The following is a 21,682-nucleotide window of genomic DNA, read 5'->3' as shown; positions in this document are numbered from 1 at the left end:
ATTGGCATGTTACGCAAATAAGGAGAACGAGTTTGAGTTCACACGATAAAGAATCTGCTGTCACTATTTTCAATGCCGCTATTGATGCCGTTGCTGGGTACAATGCAACCTACCGTGCCGTCGCTGAATTTGAAGGCTTTCAGCCAGATCAAATCATAGCCGTCGGCAAAGCAGCCAGCGGCATGTGTGCTGGCGCATTAGCCGCACTCAAGTACAACTGCCCAGCGCTGTTGGTCACAAAATACGACCATACAGATCAAGCTATGTGGGACGCCAACAATGTGACCGTTATCGAATCTGCACACCCAGTGCCAGATCAAAACTCACTGGATGCTGGCCAAAAAATGCTTTCTACTGTGACGCAAATGTCATCTGGTAGTCAGTTATTACTGCTCGTTTCTGGTGGTGCATCGGCGCTATCTGAAGCCTTACCCGATGACGTATCACTGGCTGACTGGCAAAAGCTCACAGATCAAATGCTGGCTGCTGGCTACAATATCGGCCAGATCAATACCCGCCGCAAAGAAACGTCTCTTCTGAAGGATGGCAAATTATTAGAAGGCTTTAAAGGCGCTGACGTTCGTGTATTGGCTATCTCAGATGTTGAAGGCGACGACATTAGTGTCATCGGCTCAGGAACAGGTTCCATTAAGCGTTGTCCCTCTACAGCCAACGTTGCCTTGATTGGCACCAACCAAGTTGCCCGACAAGCATCCGCTGCCAAAGCGTTAGAACTTGGCTATACGGTGATGGAAAATAACGAATCGCTTTATGATGATGTGGAAATATTATCTAGCTATATCGGCAAACAACTACTTGATGCGGTGCCGGGTGTTTACATTTTTGGTGGTGAGCCAACGGTAAAACTACCAGAAAACCCTGGTAGTGGCGGTCGAAACCAAGCTCTTGCGCTTGGCATTGCTGAACATATCGCTGGGAAGGATAACATCCTCGTCCTTGTTGCTGGCACAGATGGCAGCGATGGCCCCACAGATGCCGCTGGCGGTATTGTAGACGGTTCGACAGCAAAAGATCTGCATGCGGTACGTGACGCGCTTAAGCGTGCTGACGCAGGTACCTACTTGCGTGAACAGGATGCTATTTTCATTACAGGCCCAACCAATACCAATGTCATGGATGTGATAATTGCCATTATTCGCTAGTTTTATCTAATATAATCCGCCACCAGCCCCGAATTTACGGGGCTTTTGTGCAGGTCATTTGCTAGAATCCGCCTATTCCGACTAGGTATTACTGTAAAGGCAAGGCTATGACCGTTCTTCTGATGACTCCACCCATGACGCAACTGAATACACCGTATCCAGCAACGGCGTATTTGACTGGCTTTTTGCGCTCTCGTGGTTATGAAGCAGTGCAAAGGGATCCTGCCATTGAGTTATTCCTGGAGATGATGACAGCCCCTGCGCTGGATATTATTCGCCAACATGTAGAAGACAACTTCGAATCATTTGAAGACGACGAACTGCCCGATGCCATTTTTACCTTTCTAGCAGAATTTGATCGCTATCGACTTTGTGTTGAACCCGTTATTCGATTTTTACAAGGCAAAGATTCCAGCCTTGCCCTGCGCATTACATCTCGACGTTTTCTTCCAGAAGGTCCTGCGTTTGATGCCATAGAACAGATGGAAGCTGTGTCTGGTGATATTCTGAAAACCGCCTTTGGTCAACTGGGTGTGCAGGACAAAGCCAAATATCTAGCGACTTTGTTTATTAATGATTTGTCGGCTGTGATTACTCAAGGCGTCGATCCGTATTTTGAAGTAAGCCGTTACGGTGAGCGTTTAGCCGCAGCCAACCCAAGCTTTGATGATCTTTATAATACATTGATGGGCGAGCCGAGCTTTAGCTCTGAGATTCTAGAACAGTTAGTCGAGCAGTACTTGGAAGAAACCCAACCCAGCGTCGTGGCGTTAACCGTACCCTTCCCCGGTAATATGCTTGGCGCGCTGCGTATTGCACAAACCTGTAAAAGCATTAATCCAGACCTGCCTGTGGTATTGGGCGGCGGTTTTATCAATACCGAGCTGCGTGCACTGAAAGACCCTCGCGTGTTTGAGTTTGTCGATTTTCTCTGCCTTGATGATGGCGAACGTCCTTTTATGACCTTGCTGGAATTTTTTGACGGCCAGCGCGAAATTGATGAGTTAGTGCGTACTTACTTCCTCTCTGAAGACGAAGATGGCGAACCATTCGTTCACTACAATGAAAACGCCGAGCTGCATGATATTCCCCAAACCGATGTGGGCACACCGATTTACGACGGCTTGCCGTTAACCGAATATTTGTCCCTATGTGAAATGCTTAACCCCATGCACCGCATCTGGAGTGATGGACGCTGGAACAAGCTGACTATTGCCCACGGTTGTTACTGGCGCAAATGCAGCTTTTGCGATGTGACACTGGATTATATAGACCGCTACGATGCGGCAGGTGCCGATATATTGGTGGATCGAATAGAAGAATTGATCGAAGAAACTGGGCAAACAGGTTTCCATTTTGTCGACGAAGCCGCTCCGCCCAAAGCCTTGTTTGCCTTAGCACGACGCTTAATCGAACGCGGCGTGGTGATCAGTTGGTGGGGCAATATTCGTTTTGAAAAAACCTTCACGCCAGAGCGTTGTCAGCTACTGGCCGATTCAGGCTGTATTGCTGTCAGTGGTGGTCTCGAAGTCGCATCGGATCGATTACTTAAACTGATGAAAAAAGGTGTCAGCGTCGAGCAAGTGGCGCGTGTTACCAAAGCCTTCAGTGATGCGGATATTCTGGTGCATTCTTATTTGATGTATGGCTTCCCTACACAAACCGAACAAGAAACCATTGATGCTTTAGACATGGTACGTCAGATGATGGCGGAAGGCTGCTTTCAATCGGCTTTTTGGCATCGTTTCGCTGCCACAGCGCACAGTCCGATTGGTATTAATCCAGACGAATATGGCATCACACTAGCAGAACGTCCTGATATTTTGTTCGCGGAAAACGATGTAGACTTCACCGACCCGACAGGCACAGATCATGACATGTTAGGCGATGGTCTTCGTAAAGCGCTCTACAACTACATGCACGGCATTGGATTTGATCAATCAATGGACTTTTGGTTTGATAAACCAGTGAAACCGACCTTGGTAAAACAGAACTTGATATCCAAAGCCTTGAACGATTTGATCGTCAGCCAATAAGGCTGACGATCATTAGAGAATAGCTCCGCCATACTTTCAGATTTCTGGCTGTAAGAAGCTGTCAGAACGTGGTTTGTTGGATTGGCGCTCATGCAAGAAGATATACATTGCTAATACAAACAATATGACAGCCAGCCCGCAGATCAACAAATACACATTAGATAAACTACCAGTCGCATCATAAATCATCCCCGCCAAGACATTGCCAAGAGCACCACCCAGTCCAAATGTCACCATGCCAATACCGTTGATCTGCATGGTCGCTTTGGAAGAGTATTGTTTGCTTATCCAGCCAGCAATAATGCCCCAAATAGGAAAATACATCATGCCGTAACCAAAGCCTGCAAGCATAACAAACTGCTCGGGGCGATAAGTGAAAGCCAACAACCCTAAAGCAAAAATGCCAAAAATAACCAAAAGCGTGACACTAGGGCCTTTCTTATCTGCCAATTTGCCAACAAAGAAACCCGCGATCATGCCCGTTAACCCAATGATGCTCCAGGTATACCCTCCTAATGCTGGCGGTAGTGATAACTCCGCCAAATAGGTATTCAACCAAGTGGTAAACGTCATGGTTGAAGCGCCCACTAGTAGCAAAATCAAGCAAGCAAGAAAAGCGGTGCGTTCACGCAATACGGTTTTAAACAACTGCCGTGTGCCCATTGCGAAAGTAACATCAATGTCTTGATCCTGTGACTGAGATCGAACGCTTTTAAGCAATCTAAAGGTGACTACCAAGGTAATCAGTCCAAGTACCGATGCAGCCATCCAACCGCTACGCCATCCCAATAGTGGAACAATCAGTAAAATGATCAAACCGTTAACGCTGTAACCCCAAGCGGTCCCACTTGAAGCGATAGACAGGTTGGTTGCGGTTCGATCTGGGCGACCATAGCGAGTAACCAATTCCACAATCGACCCCCAACTAATCGCCGCGCTCGCCGCCATCACGGTGAGAACAAAAATCATGATTGTCGTATTATCTAGCCATGCCATGGTAAACAGCAAAGACGTGGTTAAGCTACCCGTGATCAATAACAATCGACCCGAATCTAAACGCGGGCCAATCACTCCCAATAACATGGCGCCAACAAGATAAGACACTTGTGTCAACGCCCCAGCAAGGGCGAGATGCCAGCTATTTATATCAACAGAGCCTTGCATCATTGGCACTAATGCCGCAAACAAAAAAACGCCAAAGCCGTGACTGATAACCTGATTAAAGCCGAATGTTATTGGAATGCGCATCACAAACTCCTTGCTTAAACACCTCTAAAGGCATGTATAAAAAACAATCAATGGCGCCATATTAGGGGCTTGCTTTTATTCGGTAAATCGATAAATATTCAACTCTACGTTCAACTATATTGAAAACTAAACAATGCGTGATTTACCGATAAATTTACTTCGCACTTTTATGGTGGTGGCTGAGACGCTAAACCTGACTGAAGCAGCCAAACAGCTGCACAAAGCGCCATCGACAATTAGTATGCAGCTCAATCGTTTGGAGGATTTAATCGCCAACCCACTTATGGAACGTGGTCAACATGGTGTGCGATTAACGGCTGTCGGAGAGCAATTAAAAGCGCATGCTCAACAGCTTTTAAATCTGCATGATCAAATTATGGGTTCGTTTCAGAATATGGACATCAGCGGTGTGGTTCGGTTGGGAACTCATGATCAATACGCCAGCCGCACGCTTGCTCCACTTTTGCAGGACTTCATTTTGAGCTACCCGGAAGCAGAGCTAGAAGCGGTTTGTGATTACCGTCCAGATTATTTGCTGGAGCTTTTGGACAAAGGCAAGCTTGATATTGCTTTAGTTGAAATGCTGGCTGATACCGAAGGCGGCGTTCGATTGCGCCGTGACGAATTGGTTTGGATTGGGCCAAAAAATCATTTTGTTCATACTCAAAGCGTACTGCCATTGGTGGTATTTGCAGAGGGTTGTAAACACCGTCAATTTGCCTGTGAAGCACTCGACAATGCTAAGATTCCTTATCGCATCGCCTTTACCAGCCAAAGCCGTTCAGGCGTTCTAGCAGCGGTTCGTGCTGGCGTGGGAATTGGTATTGTCCCCTACCATACTTTAGAAGATGATTTGGCTATTTATGAGGACTTGCCTACTCTTCCAGACATGGAAGTGACGCTTTTCACATCGCCAAAAGCCAATGAGGCAACGCGACGTTTAGAAAAAATTATTGTCGAAAACTCGATCTTTAACCCACTAATGATAGGTGCCAGATACTAAGACAATTCTGCTCAAAATCTGCATTTTATTGCGAGATTCTTTTTTCTGCCTGTACCTTTACAGGCTACTGTCTTACTTTTAAAAAACAGTATGTTACTCTGTTTGAACTATGGCTGGACTCTTGGGAGAGTTGTATTGTTTAAACCAAACTATTATTTATTGGTCACTGCCGTGTTTGTTTTGTTGGTTATTATGACCAGCAATATTTATTTCCAGCTCGCTTGGGCATGGTTCGCCTTGTCTTTTTTCACTGTCAGTCTTGCCTACCTTCTTAACAAACCCACTATTTTTCGTAAACGCTCCGATGGCTCGGTACCCGTTTATATTCGCTGGGTATTCATGCCGTTTTTGTGGAGCACACAACTTTATAATAGCTGGGCAAGAAGCACGGATTCTGTTCCTGCGTTGCAAAAAATAGACGAAGGCTTGTACCTTGCTCGACGTTTATTTCCTTCTGATATTCACCAAATTAAAAGCGAAAACATCAATGCCGTCTTAGATGTAACGGCAGAATTTAGTTCTTTAAATTGGGTGTCTTATCAAACTGATATCGATTATTTAAACGTTCCGATACTTGATCATTCAGTTCCTTCCGATACACAGATACATCGAGCGCTGAACTGGATACACACTCACCGTAAAACGGGGCGTTCGGTGGTTGTACATTGCGCGTTGGGGCGTGGTCGCTCGGTATTTATGATGGCAGCGTATTTACTAAGCCAGAACCCAAAGTCGTCCCCCGATGACATCATGGATAAAATTCGTGGAATCCGTCAAACAGCTCGGCTTAACAAACGTCAGTTTAAATATTTAAAACGTGCCTTGGATAATAAGCTGTTAGTGGTGCATAACTCTGCTTGGTTAATCGCCAACCCTGTGTCTGGAACACGCCAATGGGAAGAGCAAAAAGACGTCATTTTGCGATACTTATCAGCCTATTTTGATGTCACAGTGAAAACCACCACACCAGAGAAAAATGGCACAGCATTAGCCAAAGAGGCAGTTAAAGCCTCGCCGGATATGATCATTGCTTGCGGTGGCGATGGCACAGTCACCGAGGTTGCTGCAGCCATGGTGGGCTCTAATATTAAGCTGGGCATTATTCCGTTTGGCACCGCCAATGCGTTAAGTCATGTATTGTGCGGCACCATGTCAAAAATCGCGCCATTGGAAACCATTTGCTTGAATCTAATTGATGGCTGCGAGCAACGTATCGACACAGCAACCTGTAACGGTGAGTTAATGCTATTGCTGGCGGGCGTTGGTTTTGAACAACAAATGATTGAAAAAGCCGATCGCAGTAAAAAGAATACCAGTGGTCAGCTCGCTTACTTGAAAGGTTTATGGGAAGCCATTGGGCAGAACGATGTCCATGAGTTTACTATTCAGCTAAATGACGATGAGCCTTTTACCATCAAAACACCAAGCCTAACCATTGCTAACGCCGCACCTATCACCACTTTGTTAGCACAAGGCAAAGGTGTGCCTAATATTATGGATGGCGAACTGGATTTAACTTGGTTAGATCCTGAGCGTATGCAGATATTGAACTTAGCGGAATTGGCCATGCTTGGCATGGGCGACAGAAACGAAGACAGCGACTTACCAGAAGGTAACAATGGTATTTTTCACCGTTCCGCACAACGTGTGACCGTGGATATCAGTCAAGTTGGTCATTACGTAGTGGATGGTGAAGAACGCGAAGCAGAGAAACTAGAAGTCATCGTTAGCCCTAAATCCTTAAGTGTCATCGTTCCTGAGTCGGTTATTAGCGAAAAACAAAACTAGTTGCGCATAAGCAATTTAATAAAAAGCCAGCATTCACTCATTGAGTCAATGCTGGCTTTTTTTGCTTAGCGCTTTAAGAAATTAAGCTACGACACCGTATTCCAAGGCAATTGCCCTGGCGCGGCATCAACAAAGTTGAAGTACTGTTCTAGCTGGTCAATCAAATCTCGAATGACTTCATCTTGGCTGCAGCCATAGAGTTCATAACCCAGAGCACCATTGCGAATATACACATCCGCTTGCCAATGCGTATCGTATTTGGAGTTCTCACTGTGCGCCTCTGGTATTTCATGCTCTGTCGCCACGACTTGGTAATAGAAGTCCAATTTTTCGTCACGCTCTAGCTGGAACGTCACGCCATTTTCCTCTCGGGTGATATTGGCTTTCCACCCATGAGTTGCTAGCTCTTTTTGTACTTCTTCCATCGCCGGTTCCACCACATCTTTAATAAAGTGTGTCACCTTGGCTTCACCAGGGAATTTAAACAGAGTGCTTAAACGTTTACGCCAGCTGCCTTCATTACTGAATGCTCGTCCTGGTGTTGCTGCGGCTTCCACGGCTGCGCCACGGTGTCCTTCAATCACCAAGGCTCGCCATAACCCCAGTACCGCCACCAGCATGATGATAGCGAAAGGCAGTGCCGCCAGAATACTCATAGTCTGCAAGGCACCTAACCCACCAGCCAGCAATAAGGTAGCAGCAATGATACCTTCAAGAGACGCCCAAAAGACGCGCTGCCAAACCGGTGTTTCTAATGCGCCACCAGAAGCCAATGAATCAACGACTAAGGACCCCGAATCCGAAGAGGTAACGAAGAAGGTAATAATCAAAAAGACGGTAACCACAGATAGAAACGTAGACCAAGGCAATAAATCATAGAACTGAAATAGTGCCACCGAATGATCGGCTTGCACTTCGCCAATCAATACATCTTTACCCTGCTCCATAATCAAATACAGTGCGGTATCACCAAAAATGGCAAACCATAGGAAAGTAAACAGCGTCGGAACCGCAAGCACACCGAAGATAAACTGACGAATAGTACGACCACGGCTAATCTTGGCAATAAACAAACCGACGAACGGTGCCCAAGCAATCGTCCACGCGAAGATAAACAGCGTCCAGTTACCAATCCAATCACTTTGCGTATAAGCCTGTAGATTAAACGTACGCTCTACAATGTTGCTGAGATACGAGCCAGTGTTTTGTACGAAGGCATCAAGAATATGAATACTTGGGCCGACGAAAAACACAATCACCATGATAAAGACAGCCAAGCCCATATTCAAAATCGAAAGGTTTTTGACACCCTTATCCATACCCGCAACCACAGAACCAATTGCAGCAAGCGTAATTAAACCAATAGCGGTGATTTGCACCGTGGTGTTAATCGGTATGTCTTCCCAAAGGTAATGTAAACCCGCGTTGATTTGAGTAACCGACAAACCCAGCGTGGTCGCCAAACCAAATAAAGTACCGAGAATGGCAAACACATCGACAATATGACCGATAGGCCCGTAAATACGATCACCAATCAGGGGGTATAGTGCAGAGCGCACCGACAATGGCAAACCATGGCGAAAGGCAAAGTAAGCTAGAACCAGCCCCATCAGGCCGTAAATGCCCCAGATATGTAACCCCCAATGGAAGTAGGCAATCTGCATGGCTTCACGAGCGGCACCAATGGTTTCGGCTGTGGCATTCGGTGGTTGAGAAAAGTGTAAGACAGGCTCAGCCACACCAAAGAATAACAAGGCAATCCCGTAACCTGCGGAAAAAAGCATCGCAAACCAAGCGGGAAAACTGTATTCAGGGTCTCCATGGTCTGGACCTAAACGTATATTGCCCCAACGACTGAAGCCGATACAAACCAAAAATACGAGAAAAATGGCGGTGGCCAACATATAGAACCAGCCAAAGGTTTGTGTCACCCAAGCCAATGCACCTTGAAATACTTCTCCAGCTAACTCTGGATTACTTAGAGTTCCAACAATAAGAAATAAGGTAACAATCACGCTTGGGATGAATACCGGTAACAGTATTGCACCCGTTGCCGTCTTCTGTGAATTGGTCATAAAAGGTTCCTCCTCTTTTTATACCCTGACAAAAGAAAAGAGGAATAGCAACCCGAGAGGCTAATTATAATTAGACATCTAAATATTTTTATAAGAAAAAGTGTCCATTAAATAGGCACAAAAAAAGCCAGCATGGATCCCTAATCTATCCATGCTGGCTTTACAACATTAACAATGATCAGCAACGTTTCTGCTAAGTTTTTGCCTTAATACCACCCATAAGGTAAAAGCAAATCAAAGGCTAAAGCGCAGCCTCTCAACCTATATCAATTAATGTTGAGCAGCGACTTGAAGCGCCTTCATTTCATCATGGCACTCTTTCATTCTGACTTTCACTCGGCGCAGCGTCACTTCGCAATCTTGAGTCTGGTTTCTTTCTAGCGCGAGATCAAGCTCTTCTAGCACCTTGTCTTCCACTTCTTCAAGCTGATCGACATAGGTAAAAGCCGTGGATTCGCTGGAGATTTTAGACATTAACTTAGTGTAAGACTGACGTGCTTTGACCAAGTTATTGGTATCGGTTTCTACTTCACCTTGCTGAACAACAGCAAACGGTTGAAGCTCTGCGACGGATTCGGATTTAGCACCTATCATGCGGTCAAAAAAAGCATTATAAGTTGTGTCGTCTAGTTTGGTTTTCGCTTCTTGGTAGAATTCAATACCGCCGTTCATTACTTTAATAATGTCTGTAATGTGGTGGGCTTGTGCAGTTTGATTTTGCATATGTTCCTCCTAGTTAGCGTTACTTTTATTCCGTGTTCCTACATACATACTTGGCGATGGCTGGATTAAAAACAACCGTATTCCTGTAGATGCACTTAGACTGCACCTTTTTTGCAAAAAACTACGCGACGATATCCCCCCTCAGAAAAACCGCATAATAAACATGGAAAAGGCGTTACTAGAGTACTTAGCACCACCTCAAACAATAACCAAACTTATATTGGCAACCGTGTTGATGCTTTAAGCTCTCGCAAGGAGATATTCGAAGCGATTGCTGAAACGCCAGGTAACTTTCTGAGAACCTGATCCACAAAGCGGCTGTAATCATCTAAATCTTTGGCAACCACTTGCAGCAAGAAGTCCGCCTCACCTGTGGTGTTATGACAAGACAAAACATTGTCACACTGCTGGATCATCTGTTCGAAAGTTTGAGTGATTTCTGCATCGTGCTGATTACAGGTTAACTGCACAAATGCCATCACACCAAAGCCTAATTTACGTCGGTCAAGGTTCGCCTGATAATCGGTAATGATGCCCTCTTCCTCTAGGCGTTTTAGCCGACGCCAACAGGGTGTTTCACTTAATGAAAGTTCGCTGGCTAATTTTGCGTTAGTCAACTTGCCGTCCTGCTGCATACGTCGAACGATATCAGTGTCTACCTTATCCAAAGCCTTCATTGAAAGATTTCCCTCTTAAAAACCAAATATCTGAAATAGTATTTCTTAAGTTCGCCGATATACAAGGAAAAGAGCAAGGTAATTTCTTCTATATTCAGTAGTCTATTAGGCTGACGTATTGATCACCAAAGGAGAACACCATGAAAGCCGTTGTCTACGAAAGCTTTTCAGCCACACCTAAAATTATGAATGTCGAAGATCCAACGCCAGAAAACCATGGCGTGGTGATTAAAGTTGAAGCGACAGGTGTTTGCCGCAGTGATTGGCATGGCTGGATGGGACACGATCCAGACATTGTGCTGCCACACGTTCCAGGTCATGAGTTTGCAGGTGTTATTGAAGCCGTAGGCAAAGATGTTCAGCGCTTTAAAGTCGGTGACCGAGTTACTGTGCCCTTTGTGAGCGGCTGTGGCTCTTGTCCTGAATGTCACGGCGGTAATCACCAAGTCTGTGGTAATCAAACCCAACCCGGATTTACTCACTGGGGCTCTTTCGCAGAATACGTCTCTATTCACCATGCGGATGTAAACCTTGTTACCTTGCCAGAAAGCATAGACTTCACCACAGCGGCCAGTCTTGGCTGTCGTTTTGTGACGTCGTTTAGAGCGGTTGTCGATCAGGGTAAAGTCAGTGCAGGACAATGGGTGGCTGTGCATGGTTGTGGCGGTATTGGCTTGTCAGCCATCATGATTGCTAACAGCATTGGTGCCAATGTGATTGCGGTGGACGTGACAGACGATAAACTTGAACTAGCAAAAGCCCTAGGCGCTTACGCGACCATAAATGCCACCAGCGTGGCTGATGTAGCAGAAGCAATTAAAGAGATCACCCGTGGCGGAGCTCATGTATCAATCGATGCTTTAGGCCACCCAACAACCTGTATCAACTCCATTAAAAGTTTGAAAAAGCTAGGCAAGCACGTTCAGGTCGGCTTGCTGTTAGCGGATCAAGCCACACCGCCAATTCCGATGAATCTGGTTATTGCTCACGAGCTAGAAATTATTGGCAGTCACGGCATGCAGGCGTTCCGTTACGATGCCATGTTATCAATGATCAAGTCAGGAAAACTCAGCCCAGAAAAACTACTTGGCCGCACCATCAGCCTAGAAGAATCTATTGCAGCGCTAACCAACATAGACAAGATCAATCCACCGGGCGTGACTGTCGTTACACGTTTCTAAACTCTGTATCACATGTAAAAAAAGAGCGCTTACCCTTGAGGGCTGCGCTCTTCTCTTTTTTAGACGATTCGTTTGTTCAGAGAATCCTCTGATACTAACCGTTATTAGCTCTGTTTGGTTTCTAAGTGCATTTCAGACTGATTACCCGCATTAGGATCATTATAGACACTTTCGTCTAACTGTCCTTCGCTCTTAGCAACCACGGTAGACACTACAGCATCACCAGACACGTTAACCGCAGTACGAATCATGTCTAACAAGCGGTCCACTCCCAAGATCAAGCCAATACCTTCGATTGGTAAGCCTACTTGAGCAAACACCATAGACAGCATAATCAAGCCAACACCCGGCACGCCTGCGGTACCAATCGATGCCAGTACAGACATCAAGATCACTGTTAGGTAACCCATCATACCAAGCTCTACATTGTAGATATTAGCTATAAAGACGGTCGCGACACCCTGCATGATGGCGGTACCATCCATATTAATGGTCGCACCAAACGGCACAGTAAAAGACGCTACTGAGTTCTTCACACCCAAACGTTTTGTCACTGCACGTAAAGTGACAGGAATAGTCGCATTGGAGCTGGATGTACTAAAAGCAAACACTTGAGTGTTACGCATTTTCTTCATGAAAGTAATTGGGCTCAAGCCAGACAAGACTTTCAGGATCACTTGCAAAGTCACAAATAAGTGGAAGAACAAGACGCCAATCAGCACCAATACATAACCTAACAACTGAGCGAGCAAATCCATTCCCAAATCCGCTATCGCTCTAGCGATAAGACAGAACACGGCATACGGTGCCACTTCCATAATAATGGTGACCATCTTCATCATTATGTCGTTCAATGACTCAATGAAATCGCTAACAACCTTAGCTTTTTGCCCTACCATTAAGATGCTGACACCAAACATGATCGAGAAAAAGATCACCGGAAGCATGTCACCTTGCGCCATGGCGCTAATAGGGTTTGAAGGAACGATATTAATCAATACCGTCGATAATGGTGGAGAGTCTTTCCCAGTAAAGGTGGCAGAGGACTCGGCATTCATACCTTCACCAATACCAAAAGCAGTGGCAATAGTCAGTGCTGCGGCAATCGCAATGGCGGTGGTCACTAAATATAGAATGAAAGATTTAGACCCAATCCTTCCCAGCAGCTTTATGTCACCTATGCCGCATACACCACACACTAAAGAGAAGAAAACCAGCGGAACAACAAGCATTTTCAGGGCGTTAACGAACATTGTACCAACGACTTTAAACAAGCCATCCGTTAAATAACTGTTCGCCCATGTTCCATCCGCATTTAGCCCCGTTAAATTAAGGATCAAGCCAACGATGATGCCGAGCCCCATCCCAAGTAGCACTTTAAACGTTGTATTCATAAGACCCTCTCATTCCATTTATTATCGTTGTTTTAGCTAGAAAATTATCGAAGCGCTAAAATAAAAGTCACGCATAATACATGCCATTATAGTGCATGAAAATTATTTTTTTCGGTATGAAGGGCAAAGACAGCGTAATGACCAAGAACAGAAGAGGTAAAATTGGTAGCGTTTTTAAAAGTTCTTAGAAAAGAAAAAACGCTTAACACAGCAGAACGATAAAGATTTAAGTTAATGTTATAAAAAGATAAAGTACATACGTTCGGTATTTTATCTTAATAGACTTATTAAGCGGTTAAATTTTGTGCATCACAAAAAGCCAGCACATCTTTAAGCGGTAGTGGATGGCAGAAGAAATAACCCTGAATTTTTTGTGCGCCCAATTCTTGCAGCACTTCTAGCTCCGCTAAGGTCTCCACTCCCTCGCCTAAAACTGTGCTTTTGGTTTCTTTCGCGAAGCCAATGAGTGCGGCAACCAAGGCTCTCTTTCTATGATCTGAATTGATATTAGCGATTAAGCTTCTATCTAATTTAATGATATCGGCCTCCAGCTCCAATATATGCTGGAAGCTGGCAAAGCCGGCCCCTGCATCATCAACGGCAAGGCGCATGCCTCTGTCTCGAAAGTGCTGAATGGCATTTCTAAACGCCTTATAGTCTGGAATAGATTCACGCTCGGTTACTTCTAGAATAATACGGTGCAAAGGGGCTTTGTCTAACATGGTTTGCAGATAAGACGAGGTAAGGTACTTAGGAGAAATATTGAGCGTGATGTAATACTGCTCTGGAATACTGGGCAGAAGACTTAACGCTTCTTCAATGGCAAACAACTCCAGCGCTTCACCAACACCAGACACATTGGCTTGATTAAACCAATAATCAGGCGAACGATATGGCTCGGTTTGAAAACGTGATAAACACTCAAAGCCTTTAATGGACTTACTTTTAACATCATAAATCGGCTGAAATACAACAGTCAGTCGTTTGTTATTAATAATATCGAAAATATTATCTCTTGCAGACTGATGCAGTTGGCTCTCGTTCAGATCTTTTTCAATATTACGCGCAGCAAACTTGGCGAACAGCGTTAATATCGAAAGATCTTTATTCGTCAATGACTCATCTGCTTTCTCGCTGAAACAACACAAGGTGCCATAAAGAGAATCATCAGAGAGATAGATAGGGACACCAATATAACTGCCTATATTTAAAATGTTTGTTACGGCTAACGCTTTGGTGATTTCGTTTTGCGACGTATCTGGAATAATTTTCGGCAGTTTTTCTTCGGCAATTAGCTGGCAATAAGTTTCTTCATTTTTATCCTTGTGGCCTTTATTGAGTGAGCCATTACAAATGTCTTTTTTGTCGACTTGTAACATTTCACGATGACCATTATGAAAACGAGACAAAAAAGCGACATCCATCCCTAAATGCTGTCGAATAGTTTGAACTAGATGCTCTAAATCACTACTAAATGAACCGGCTAAAAGCTCCGCGTCCATTCTGCTTTGATTCTGAACACCCAAAATAGACATCATTAAATCGACGCTATTATTTATTTTTGCTGTGTTTGTCTCGAACACCTTCTACCTCTAAGAAATGGTTTTATATGTATTAGGCATGATGAAGTTCACCCCAAGACGTAGATAAAGCATACCAAAAGCACTAAATCTCTTACCGTATTTTTTCCGCGCCAATATGTAATCAAATGAGTCTAGCGTTTTTTTTCAAAACTATTGCGTAAACAAATGAATAGTTAAGTAAACAGATCAAAGATAATTTAACATTCGCGATTGTTATAAAGTTTTTTTATAGAAATTGATGGCTAAATATTTCTCACTTTTCAGACGGTAGTATTACTCAATACATGTCATCTTCCTCCTTAAAGCCATTTTTTCACCATTCTAATTTTCCCATTTATCCACTTAACTTCCCTCTTTGCGCCTTTGTAAATAGCCTCTTAAGGTGCTTTAATTCCCCTATTCGCTGACACCTCTTTTCATTCAAGTCTCAGCGTACATTAACAATTCAAAAAGGACATTCTATGGTTACCGCGATTATCATGCTTTCTGTTGAGAAAAAGTACATCAACCAAGTCGCTGAAAAATTGGCTTCTATTGAAGGTTTATCTGAAGTGTATTCAGTCAGCGGTTCATACGACATCACCGCTATTGCACGTGTGCAGACCAATGATCAATTATCTGAATTGGTGACACAGCATCTTGCACAGATCGATAACATTTTGAAAACAGAAACTATGCTGGCGTTTCGCGCTTATTCAAAACATGATTTAGAAGGCATGTTTTCTGTCGGCGTTTAAGTTTAAAACTCTCTTTGGAGCGAACTGTTATGAGTCATCTTCACGCTGGATCTTGTTTGTGTGGTGCAGTTAAGTTTGAGTTGGAAGGGGAATTTAAGAAGTTTTTCCTTTGTCATTGTAGCCGTTGTAGAAAAACATCTGGCACGGCGCATTGTGCCAATCTATTTGCTCCAGGCGCTACGTTAAGTTGGTTAAGCGGCGAAGATAAACTCAGCTTTTATCGATTAGAAGACACTAACTTTGCTCGTACATTTTGCTCTGTTTGTGGCTCCAATGTCCCTACCGATGCGAAAGCTCGTGGTTTGGTTGTCGTACCGGCAGGTTGCTTAGATACAGATGTCGATATAACGCCACAGGCGCACATATTCCTAGACAGCAAAGGCAACTGGGATGAGAGCTTAGGCGATATTCCTACATTCGACGCTATGCCAAGCTAACTTGATGGCAATAATCTAGCAGCCTATGCATCTGTTTTATGCTGCTAGAGAGTTTGCTGAATTGGATAAATAATCGCCTCTTCTAAACGTAATGGCTTCGCAAAGTAATATCCTTGCAAATAATCACAGCCAAACTGCAACAATAAATCGGCTTGTTGTCTGGTTTCAACGCCTTCTGCGACAACCGTAATTCCCAATTTGTGAGCCATGGAAATAATTGCTTCACAAAGGGAAGAAGAGGAGGACTCAGGACCCAGTGTTTGCACAAAACTTTGGTCGATTTTCAAGAAATCAATGTCGTAATTCATTATGTACGCTAATGATGAATAACCTGTACCAAAGTCATCTAACGCCACTTGTATACCATTTTTTCTGAAGTCTAATAAAACTTGACGAGTATGCTCATCCAGCTCCATTAATAGATTTTCGGTGATTTCCACTATCAAACCATTCGTTTCATCTGCTCCATGATTTGACTCACCAGAGTCGGTCATCAAGCTCGATAAAAACACATTGGCACCTTCACGGCGATTTAAGAGCTGCAATGGAGATACATTGACCCCTATCTGCACATCCTGTCCTCGAGCAATTTGTAGTGTAGATAATGCCGTCTTCGCTTCTTGAATGACCCAATCTCCAATATCTATGATAAGACCGGACTCTTCGGCGGCAGGAATAAATTGATCGGGGCTAACAAGGCCTTTTTCTGGATGATTCCAACGGATTAAGGCTTCAAATTTTGATGCCTTACCGGCTTGATCGACTATGGGCTGATACACCAAAAAGAACTCATCATTTTTTAACGCTTTATTTAAGTCTTTAATCAACTCGACTTTATCTAACAGTGCCTGCTGCAAGCTCCAATCAAAGCGTTTAACACAATTCCGACCACTGGCCTTCGCATGATACATAGCTTGATCCACGGCCCCCATTAAGGCTCGACTGTCACGCCCATCATCAGGATAAACCGCCACACCGCAACTTGCTGACACCATCACATTATCATTGAATACAAAATAGGGTTGTTTGACGAGGCTATGAATATTTTCTGCCAACATAAGAACCTTTGATAAATCAACCTGTTGATCATCAAACAAGAAGACAAATTCATCCCCACCCAAGCGGCTAATGCACTTAGCATAAAAAGGGTATTGTATGAGGCGGTCAGCAATCTGCTGCAAAATAGCATCTCCGACTTCGTGCCCACGGGTATCGTTTATTTCTTTGAAATTATCAAGATCGAGCAAAATAACCGCTAACTTCCCATGTTGTGGATCAACTTGCGCCAAGCTATCAGAGAGTATTTGACTAAATGCATCACGATTAGAAATGCCGGTTAAACGGTCAGTTTGAGCCTGTTCAATAATGTCTTGCTCTGCTTTTTGCTTCAATGACGCCATTTCCAAGAAACGTCGCTGTAGGTAATCCATTTCCTTAACCCCAATCGGACTATTAGTCGGCATTTTTTCATTTCGACCTAACCGAATGGCCAAGTCCGTCAAGACATTTAACGGTTTTAATATTGAGCGCATAAAAAAGAAATGCATCAATATCAAAACCAATATAATCAAAACAGAAAAGACCATAGTGATCATAATGTATCGTTTATTTACGGCACTTAACGCTGTGTCAACCGCAACGCCCGTTAGGAAGGTCAGTTGTACATTGCCTTCATCGTCCATTATCTGGCGCTTGTGAAATACACGATTAACGCCATCCTCTGACCGCCAAAAGCGATCAAGTACGGCCGGAGGAACATATTTAATGCCTGGGGGATAAGTTGCTACTGATTGGTTATTAGCATCTAAAATATACGCCACACTACGCGGTGGTAATTGGCTTCTTTCCATAAAGGAGCGCCACCACTCTAACGAAATAACCACCACTGCAGCACCGACGACGTCATTTATATTCTGCTGATTTAAAATGGGGTAAGCGAAATTAACCGTAGGCACGCCTGTCACTCGATCAACTTGTACACCACTAGATGTAAAGTACCGACCAGTAATCGCGTCACGAATATAACTGCGATCACTGACATCAACTGCTTGAGATAATGGCATCCCATTACAAGTAAGAATCCCATTACGATTTGGCACGCCAATGTTGACATAGCTACTGTATAGGGGAAGTAACTCGACAACAAAGCGTCGGCATTCATCAGAATCGGGGTCTTGTAACTTAGGGGAAACGGCAAGATTGGATAAAAAAACATACGCAGATTGAACCAAGTGCTCTTGAATATCAGCCACTTGATAAGACACGATGTCTGCGACTTTAAGCACTTCATCTTTCACGATGTTTCGACTGTAGCCAAAACTCTCATATATAAAAAGATAACATGGAAATATTATAAGGAAAGCAAGAAAGTACACCCGTCCTTTTAACGTGTTAAACATAATAGATGATCATATCCTTGCTACTACAAAAAGTATCTTCAAATCAAACATGTGGTAGAAATAACGTCTCAACACTAAGCGAGATAAATGAATTGCCTATATTTATCAGTATAACGTTAGTTATCTGACAAATAAAAAGACATATACAACACGCATCAATATGAAACATATTACACTCAAAAGTTTCAACAATTTTTACAATTGAGAAAGTCTTTGCGCGGCTTCTAATAAAGTAATTTCTTCTTTAGCAAAACATAGACGAATTATGCGCTGATCTCTTGGCGCTTGCTGGTAAAAAACGCTCACAGGAATCGCGGCCACGCCGACTTGATCAATAAGCCATTCGCAAAACGCCACGTCGTCCAAATCACTGATCGCGCTGTAATCCAATAATTGAAAATAGGTGCCTTCACAAGGCAATAGCTTAAAACGGCTGTTAGCTAATGCGCCTCTCAATACATCGCGCTTTTGACGATAAAAGCTGGCCAAGCCAGTGCTTGCTTCAGGTTCAGCGGTTAGGTGTTCTCCCAAAGCCTGTTGCAAAGGCGTTGCTGTGCAGAAGGACACAAATTGATGCACTTTGCGCAGTTCCATGGTTAATTCCGTTGGCGCCACAACATAACCCACTTTCCAGCCCGTTAAGTGAAAACTTTTACCAAAAGACGATACCACCAAGCTACGCTTTGAAAGCTCTGCGTGTTTGTGAACACTAACAGCGGATTCACCAAAGTGGATAAATTCATACACTTCATCAGACAGGACATAAATGTCTCGGCTCGCAATAGCTTGCCATAAGGATTCTAAATCCTCTGCCAACCAACAGCTTCCCGTCGGATTATGAGGCGTATTAATTAAGACCAAACGTGTCTTATCGGTAAGTAATTCAGCAAATGCCAGCCAATCAGGGCGAAAGTTTGGCGCGGTTAACGTCACTCGCTTACAAACACCGCCCGCTAAGCTCAGCGCTGGCTCGTATAAGTCATAAGCGGGATCAAACAGAATCACTTCGTCACCGTCATGCACTAACGCTGTAATTGCATCAAAAATGGCTTCTGACGCACCACTGGTTACCGTAATTTCATTTAAAGCACTGACCTGACGGTCATAGTGACGCTCAATCAAGTTAGCAATAGCATCTCGTAATATTGGCAAACCAGTCATAGGAGAATACTGGTTATTACCCGTTAGAATCGCTTGCGAGGCACGCGCCAATAATCGCGCATCAGGTGGAAAATCTGGAAAGCCTTGCGACAAATTAATCGCACCTTTTTCCGCTGCTAATGCCGACATTCTGGTAAAAATAGTGGTGCCGACGGATGGTAATTTGGAAGTAAGAGTAGAAGAGATGGTCACGATGTTTTGCCTCATCATATAAGGTTGGGCAGTGGAAGTCCTGAATTTGAAAGCCATTCTCTATGAAAAAATAATCCAGAGTCAAAGATTATTAATAACTCTCATTTCAATGTGATGACTCTACCCTTATTTTATTAAAAAAGGCATGCTGATAATCACTGCAGTAAAGCGTTGCTTATTCAAACGATGATAAATTTACTTCAGAAAAGGGTAAAAACAGTTTACCTTGTTAATCTAAATAGAAAATATCAGCTCGCTCTGGATGGAAAAAACGAGTGAAAAACGCGACTGAAAAAGTCAGAAGCCAAGGGATTGGAGGCTGTATCTGTATGAACTCTCACACCCGAATTGCGCTCTCTCCTGAGAGTGATCCAACACTTCTTACTCTGTTTCAGCTTACCTCGTGAAGGCAATGAATAATTGTCGCACACACTCGATTCTTACATTGCCCTAGCGATATAAACACAGCTCTAGAGATGCCTCATAGCAGCACTCTTACAGGGCTATTTCGGAAAACGTTAAAGGGAGGAGAGTGCTACCGTATCGAAAACATAAGTCTTAAAGCTATTTTATGAATACCTAAGGAAGCGCAATAAACACAGGGAGGTGAGATTAATGCAAGGTGGCAAATACACAGATCTAAGCCAGTTCGCAATATTTTCATCCAAAAACAAAAAAGATAAGAGTGGAGAGAGAAATGATTATTTATGGCGTCGCGTTATTATCAATATGTACGTTAGCAGGAATTAGTATAGGTCAGATTTTGGGTCATTTAATGGGCCTTCCCGCAAATGTTGGCGGTGTTGGTATTGCCATGATCCTGCTGATTCTTATCAGTAGCTATTTGAACAAAAAAGGTTACATCGATGCAAAGACAGAACAAGGAGTCGAGTTCTGGAGTGCCATCTACATACCCGTTGTTGTCGCGATGGCAGCAACTCAAAACGTTTATGGTGCTTTAAGCGGTGGCCCAATGGCAATCCTTGCCGGTGTCATGGCGGTTGTCGTCGCATTTGCTTTGGTGCCTGTTATTGATCGCATGGGAAGCAGCGGCGATAAGACGTCAGACAATGCCTCTAAATCAACCAGCAATCTATAAGGTGACTGTATGTTCGAATCATTACTTTTAGTTAGCACGAAATACAGCTTAATTACCGGATTTGCTGTTATTGGTTTCACTATGTGGATCTCCTATTGGCTCTCAGAAAAATTGACTCATGGGCGTATTCATGGCTCCGCTATTGCTATTCTTCTTGGCCTAACAATGGCGTATTTCGGCGGTCTATTTACTGGTGGCAGTAAAGGCGTTGTAAACGTTCCTTTGTTGTCTGGTATCGGGCTGCTGGGCGGCTCAATGTTACGAGACTTTGCCATTGTCGCAACGGGCTTTGGCGTCAAGATAGACGAACTTAAACGCGCGGGAATGGCGGGTGTTACTGCCCTTTTCTTCGGTATTTTTTCTTCTTTTATCGTGGGCGCTATTATCGCTGTGATGTTTGGTTATACCGACGCCGTCAGTATAACGACTATAGGTGCGGGAGCGATTACTTACATTGTTGGGCCTGTCACAGGCGCTGCCATTGGCGCAAGCTCCGAAGTGATTGCCCTTTCTATCGCCGCAGGTTTGGTGAAATCTATCCTTGTGATGGTGATGACGCCTTTTGTAGCGCCACTTATTCGACTGAATAACCCAAGAACGGCCATTATCTTTGGCGGACTAATGGGCACATCGAGTGGTGTGGCGGCAGGGCTTGCTGCAACGGACGCAAAGCTGGTCCCTTATGGCTGTATTACTGCCGCTTTCTACACAGCGCTTGGCTGCCTGTTGGGGCCTTCTATTTTATTTATAGCCGTCAGAACCATTCTTCCAGGCTAATTTAGCCAT

17 protein-coding genes are annotated in these 21,682 nt (G+C 44.0%); 9 read left to right on the top strand and 8 right to left on the bottom strand.

Translation table 11 applies throughout. From position 1 onward, the window contains the following. Window positions 1–32: 32 nt before the first annotated feature. Both KDW99_RS01070 and KDW99_RS01065 read left to right on the top strand, forming a co-directional pair. Complete coding sequence (locus tag KDW99_RS01070) at window positions 33–1,163, top strand: glycerate kinase type-2 family protein (protein ID WP_255827493.1); 1,131 nt, start codon at window positions 33–35, stop codon at window positions 1,161–1,163. A 107-nt stretch (window positions 1,164–1,270) separates the two neighbouring features. Continuing rightward, the gene (locus tag KDW99_RS01065) at window positions 1,271–3,199 is read left to right on the top strand and encodes a B12-binding domain-containing radical SAM protein (RefSeq protein ID WP_255827492.1); all 1,929 of its coding nucleotides are present in this window, start codon (window positions 1,271–1,273) and stop codon (window positions 3,197–3,199) included. A 36-nt stretch (window positions 3,200–3,235) separates the two neighbouring features. Here the strand turns inward: KDW99_RS01065 and KDW99_RS01060 are convergent, their stop codons facing one another. After that, window positions 3,236–4,447 (bottom strand): MFS transporter, encoded by a 1,212-nt coding sequence (locus KDW99_RS01060; RefSeq protein ID WP_255827491.1) that lies wholly within the window; start codon window positions 4,445–4,447, stop codon window positions 3,236–3,238. Window positions 4,448–4,580: 133 nt separating this feature from the next. Between KDW99_RS01060 and KDW99_RS01055 the strand changes: the two genes are divergently transcribed. Both KDW99_RS01055 and KDW99_RS01050 read left to right on the top strand, forming a co-directional pair. Then, window positions 4,581–5,450 carry a LysR family transcriptional regulator gene (locus tag KDW99_RS01055; RefSeq protein ID WP_255827490.1) on the top strand — a complete coding sequence of 290 codons (870 nt, stop codon included), beginning with the start codon at window positions 4,581–4,583 and terminating at the stop codon, window positions 5,448–5,450. Between the two features lie 135 nt (window positions 5,451–5,585). Next, window positions 5,586–7,238, top strand: coding sequence for a diacylglycerol kinase family protein (locus KDW99_RS01050; RefSeq protein ID WP_255827489.1), 1,653 nt, complete (start codon window positions 5,586–5,588; stop codon window positions 7,236–7,238). A gap of 86 nt (window positions 7,239–7,324) precedes the next feature. On the opposite strand, the gene KDW99_RS01045 is transcribed toward KDW99_RS01050, so the two are convergent. The 3 genes from KDW99_RS01045 to KDW99_RS01035 all read right to left on the bottom strand — a co-directional run bounded on the left by KDW99_RS01045 (window position 7,325) and on the right by KDW99_RS01035 (window position 10,713). After that, the gene (locus KDW99_RS01045; protein WP_255827488.1) at window positions 7,325–9,313 is read right to left on the bottom strand and encodes a BCCT family transporter; all 1,989 of its coding nucleotides are present in this window, start codon (window positions 9,311–9,313) and stop codon (window positions 7,325–7,327) included. 270 nt (window positions 9,314–9,583) lie between these two features. Then, the gene (locus tag KDW99_RS01040) at window positions 9,584–10,036 is read right to left on the bottom strand and encodes a PA2169 family four-helix-bundle protein (protein WP_255827487.1); all 453 of its coding nucleotides are present in this window, start codon (window positions 10,034–10,036) and stop codon (window positions 9,584–9,586) included. 215 nt (window positions 10,037–10,251) lie between these two features. After that, entirely contained in the window at window positions 10,252–10,713 is a 462-nt protein-coding gene (locus tag KDW99_RS01035; protein WP_255827486.1) for an Lrp/AsnC family transcriptional regulator, read from the bottom strand. Window positions 10,714–10,853: 140 nt separating this feature from the next. Here KDW99_RS01035 and KDW99_RS01030 point away from each other — a divergent pair, with 140 nt between their 5' ends. Further along, on the top strand, window positions 10,854–11,894 hold the full coding sequence (locus KDW99_RS01030; RefSeq protein ID WP_255827485.1) for a zinc-dependent alcohol dehydrogenase family protein: 1,041 nt from the start codon (window positions 10,854–10,856) through the stop codon (window positions 11,892–11,894). Window positions 11,895–11,998: 104 nt separating this feature from the next. Here KDW99_RS01030 and KDW99_RS01025 read toward each other — a convergent pair whose 3' ends face one another. Together KDW99_RS01025 and KDW99_RS01020 are read right to left on the bottom strand one after the other, a co-directional pair. Further along, window positions 11,999–13,288 (bottom strand): dicarboxylate/amino acid:cation symporter, encoded by a 1,290-nt coding sequence (locus tag KDW99_RS01025; RefSeq protein WP_255827484.1) that lies wholly within the window; start codon window positions 13,286–13,288, stop codon window positions 11,999–12,001. 287 nt (window positions 13,289–13,575) lie between these two features. After that, the gene (locus KDW99_RS01020; protein ID WP_255827483.1) at window positions 13,576–14,871 is read right to left on the bottom strand and encodes a sensor domain-containing phosphodiesterase; all 1,296 of its coding nucleotides are present in this window, start codon (window positions 14,869–14,871) and stop codon (window positions 13,576–13,578) included. Window positions 14,872–15,332: 461 nt separating this feature from the next. On the opposite strand from KDW99_RS01020, the gene KDW99_RS01015 reads away from it, so the two are divergent. Together KDW99_RS01015 and KDW99_RS01010 are read left to right on the top strand one after the other, a co-directional pair. Further along, on the top strand, window positions 15,333–15,608 hold the full coding sequence (locus KDW99_RS01015) for an Lrp/AsnC family transcriptional regulator (RefSeq protein ID WP_110574507.1): 276 nt from the start codon (window positions 15,333–15,335) through the stop codon (window positions 15,606–15,608). Window positions 15,609–15,637: 29 nt separating this feature from the next. Beyond that, complete coding sequence (locus KDW99_RS01010; protein WP_255827482.1) at window positions 15,638–16,045, top strand: GFA family protein; 408 nt, start codon at window positions 15,638–15,640, stop codon at window positions 16,043–16,045. A 44-nt stretch (window positions 16,046–16,089) separates the two neighbouring features. Here the strand turns inward: KDW99_RS01010 and KDW99_RS01005 are convergent, their stop codons facing one another. Together KDW99_RS01005 and KDW99_RS01000 are read right to left on the bottom strand one after the other, a co-directional pair. Continuing rightward, window positions 16,090–18,342: a bifunctional diguanylate cyclase/phosphodiesterase gene (locus KDW99_RS01005; RefSeq protein ID WP_255827481.1), complete on the bottom strand. Its 2,253-nt coding sequence runs from the start codon at window positions 18,340–18,342 to the stop codon at window positions 16,090–16,092. A gap of 297 nt (window positions 18,343–18,639) precedes the next feature. After that, window positions 18,640–19,797 carry a methionine aminotransferase gene (locus KDW99_RS01000; RefSeq protein WP_370646869.1) on the bottom strand — a complete coding sequence of 386 codons (1,158 nt, stop codon included), beginning with the start codon at window positions 19,795–19,797 and terminating at the stop codon, window positions 18,640–18,642. Between the two features lie 697 nt (window positions 19,798–20,494). On the opposite strand from KDW99_RS01000, the gene madL reads away from it, so the two are divergent. Both madL and madM read left to right on the top strand, forming a co-directional pair. Further along, window positions 20,495–20,896, top strand: coding sequence for a malonate transporter subunit MadL (gene madL, locus KDW99_RS00995; protein WP_255827480.1), 402 nt, complete (start codon window positions 20,495–20,497; stop codon window positions 20,894–20,896). 9 nt (window positions 20,897–20,905) lie between these two features. Then, a complete protein-coding gene (gene madM, locus KDW99_RS00990; RefSeq protein WP_255827479.1) occupies window positions 20,906–21,673 on the top strand; it encodes a malonate transporter subunit MadM in 768 nt (255 codons plus the stop codon). Window positions 21,674–21,682: the final 9 nt, after the last annotated feature.

Origin of the sequence: Marinomonas rhizomae (assembly GCF_024397855.1) — a bacterium.
Classification (GTDB): Bacteria; Pseudomonadota; Gammaproteobacteria; order Pseudomonadales; family Marinomonadaceae; genus Marinomonas; species Marinomonas rhizomae_A.
The sequence above is the reverse complement of the archived record's forward strand: the minus strand, read 5'-3'. Positions and strand labels throughout refer to the sequence as shown.

Bases quoted from the DNA above. Each gene is read 5' to 3' on its own strand.
- KDW99_RS01065 (WP_255827492.1), top strand. From the start codon at position 1,271: ATGACCGTTCTTCTGATGACTCCACCCATGACGCAACTGAATACACCG.
- KDW99_RS01060 (WP_255827491.1), bottom strand. From the start codon at position 4,447: ATGCGCATTCCAATAACATTCGGCTTTAATCAGGTTATCAGTCACGGC.
- KDW99_RS01055 (WP_255827490.1), top strand. From the start codon at position 4,581: ATGCGTGATTTACCGATAAATTTACTTCGCACTTTTATGGTGGTGGCT.
- KDW99_RS01045 (WP_255827488.1), bottom strand. From the start codon at position 9,313: ATGACCAATTCACAGAAGACGGCAACGGGTGCAATACTGTTACCGGTA.
- KDW99_RS01040 (WP_255827487.1), bottom strand. From the start codon at position 10,036: ATGCAAAATCAAACTGCACAAGCCCACCACATTACAGACATTATTAAA.
- KDW99_RS01035 (WP_255827486.1), bottom strand. From the start codon at position 10,713: ATGAAGGCTTTGGATAAGGTAGACACTGATATCGTTCGACGTATGCAG.
- KDW99_RS01030 (WP_255827485.1), top strand. From the start codon at position 10,854: ATGAAAGCCGTTGTCTACGAAAGCTTTTCAGCCACACCTAAAATTATG.
- KDW99_RS01025 (WP_255827484.1), bottom strand. From the start codon at position 13,288: ATGAATACAACGTTTAAAGTGCTACTTGGGATGGGGCTCGGCATCATC.
- KDW99_RS01015 (WP_110574507.1), top strand. From the start codon at position 15,333: ATGGTTACCGCGATTATCATGCTTTCTGTTGAGAAAAAGTACATCAAC.
- KDW99_RS01010 (WP_255827482.1), top strand. From the start codon at position 15,638: ATGAGTCATCTTCACGCTGGATCTTGTTTGTGTGGTGCAGTTAAGTTT.
- madL (WP_255827480.1), top strand. From the start codon at position 20,495: ATGATTATTTATGGCGTCGCGTTATTATCAATATGTACGTTAGCAGGA.
- madM (WP_255827479.1), top strand. From the start codon at position 20,906: ATGTTCGAATCATTACTTTTAGTTAGCACGAAATACAGCTTAATTACC.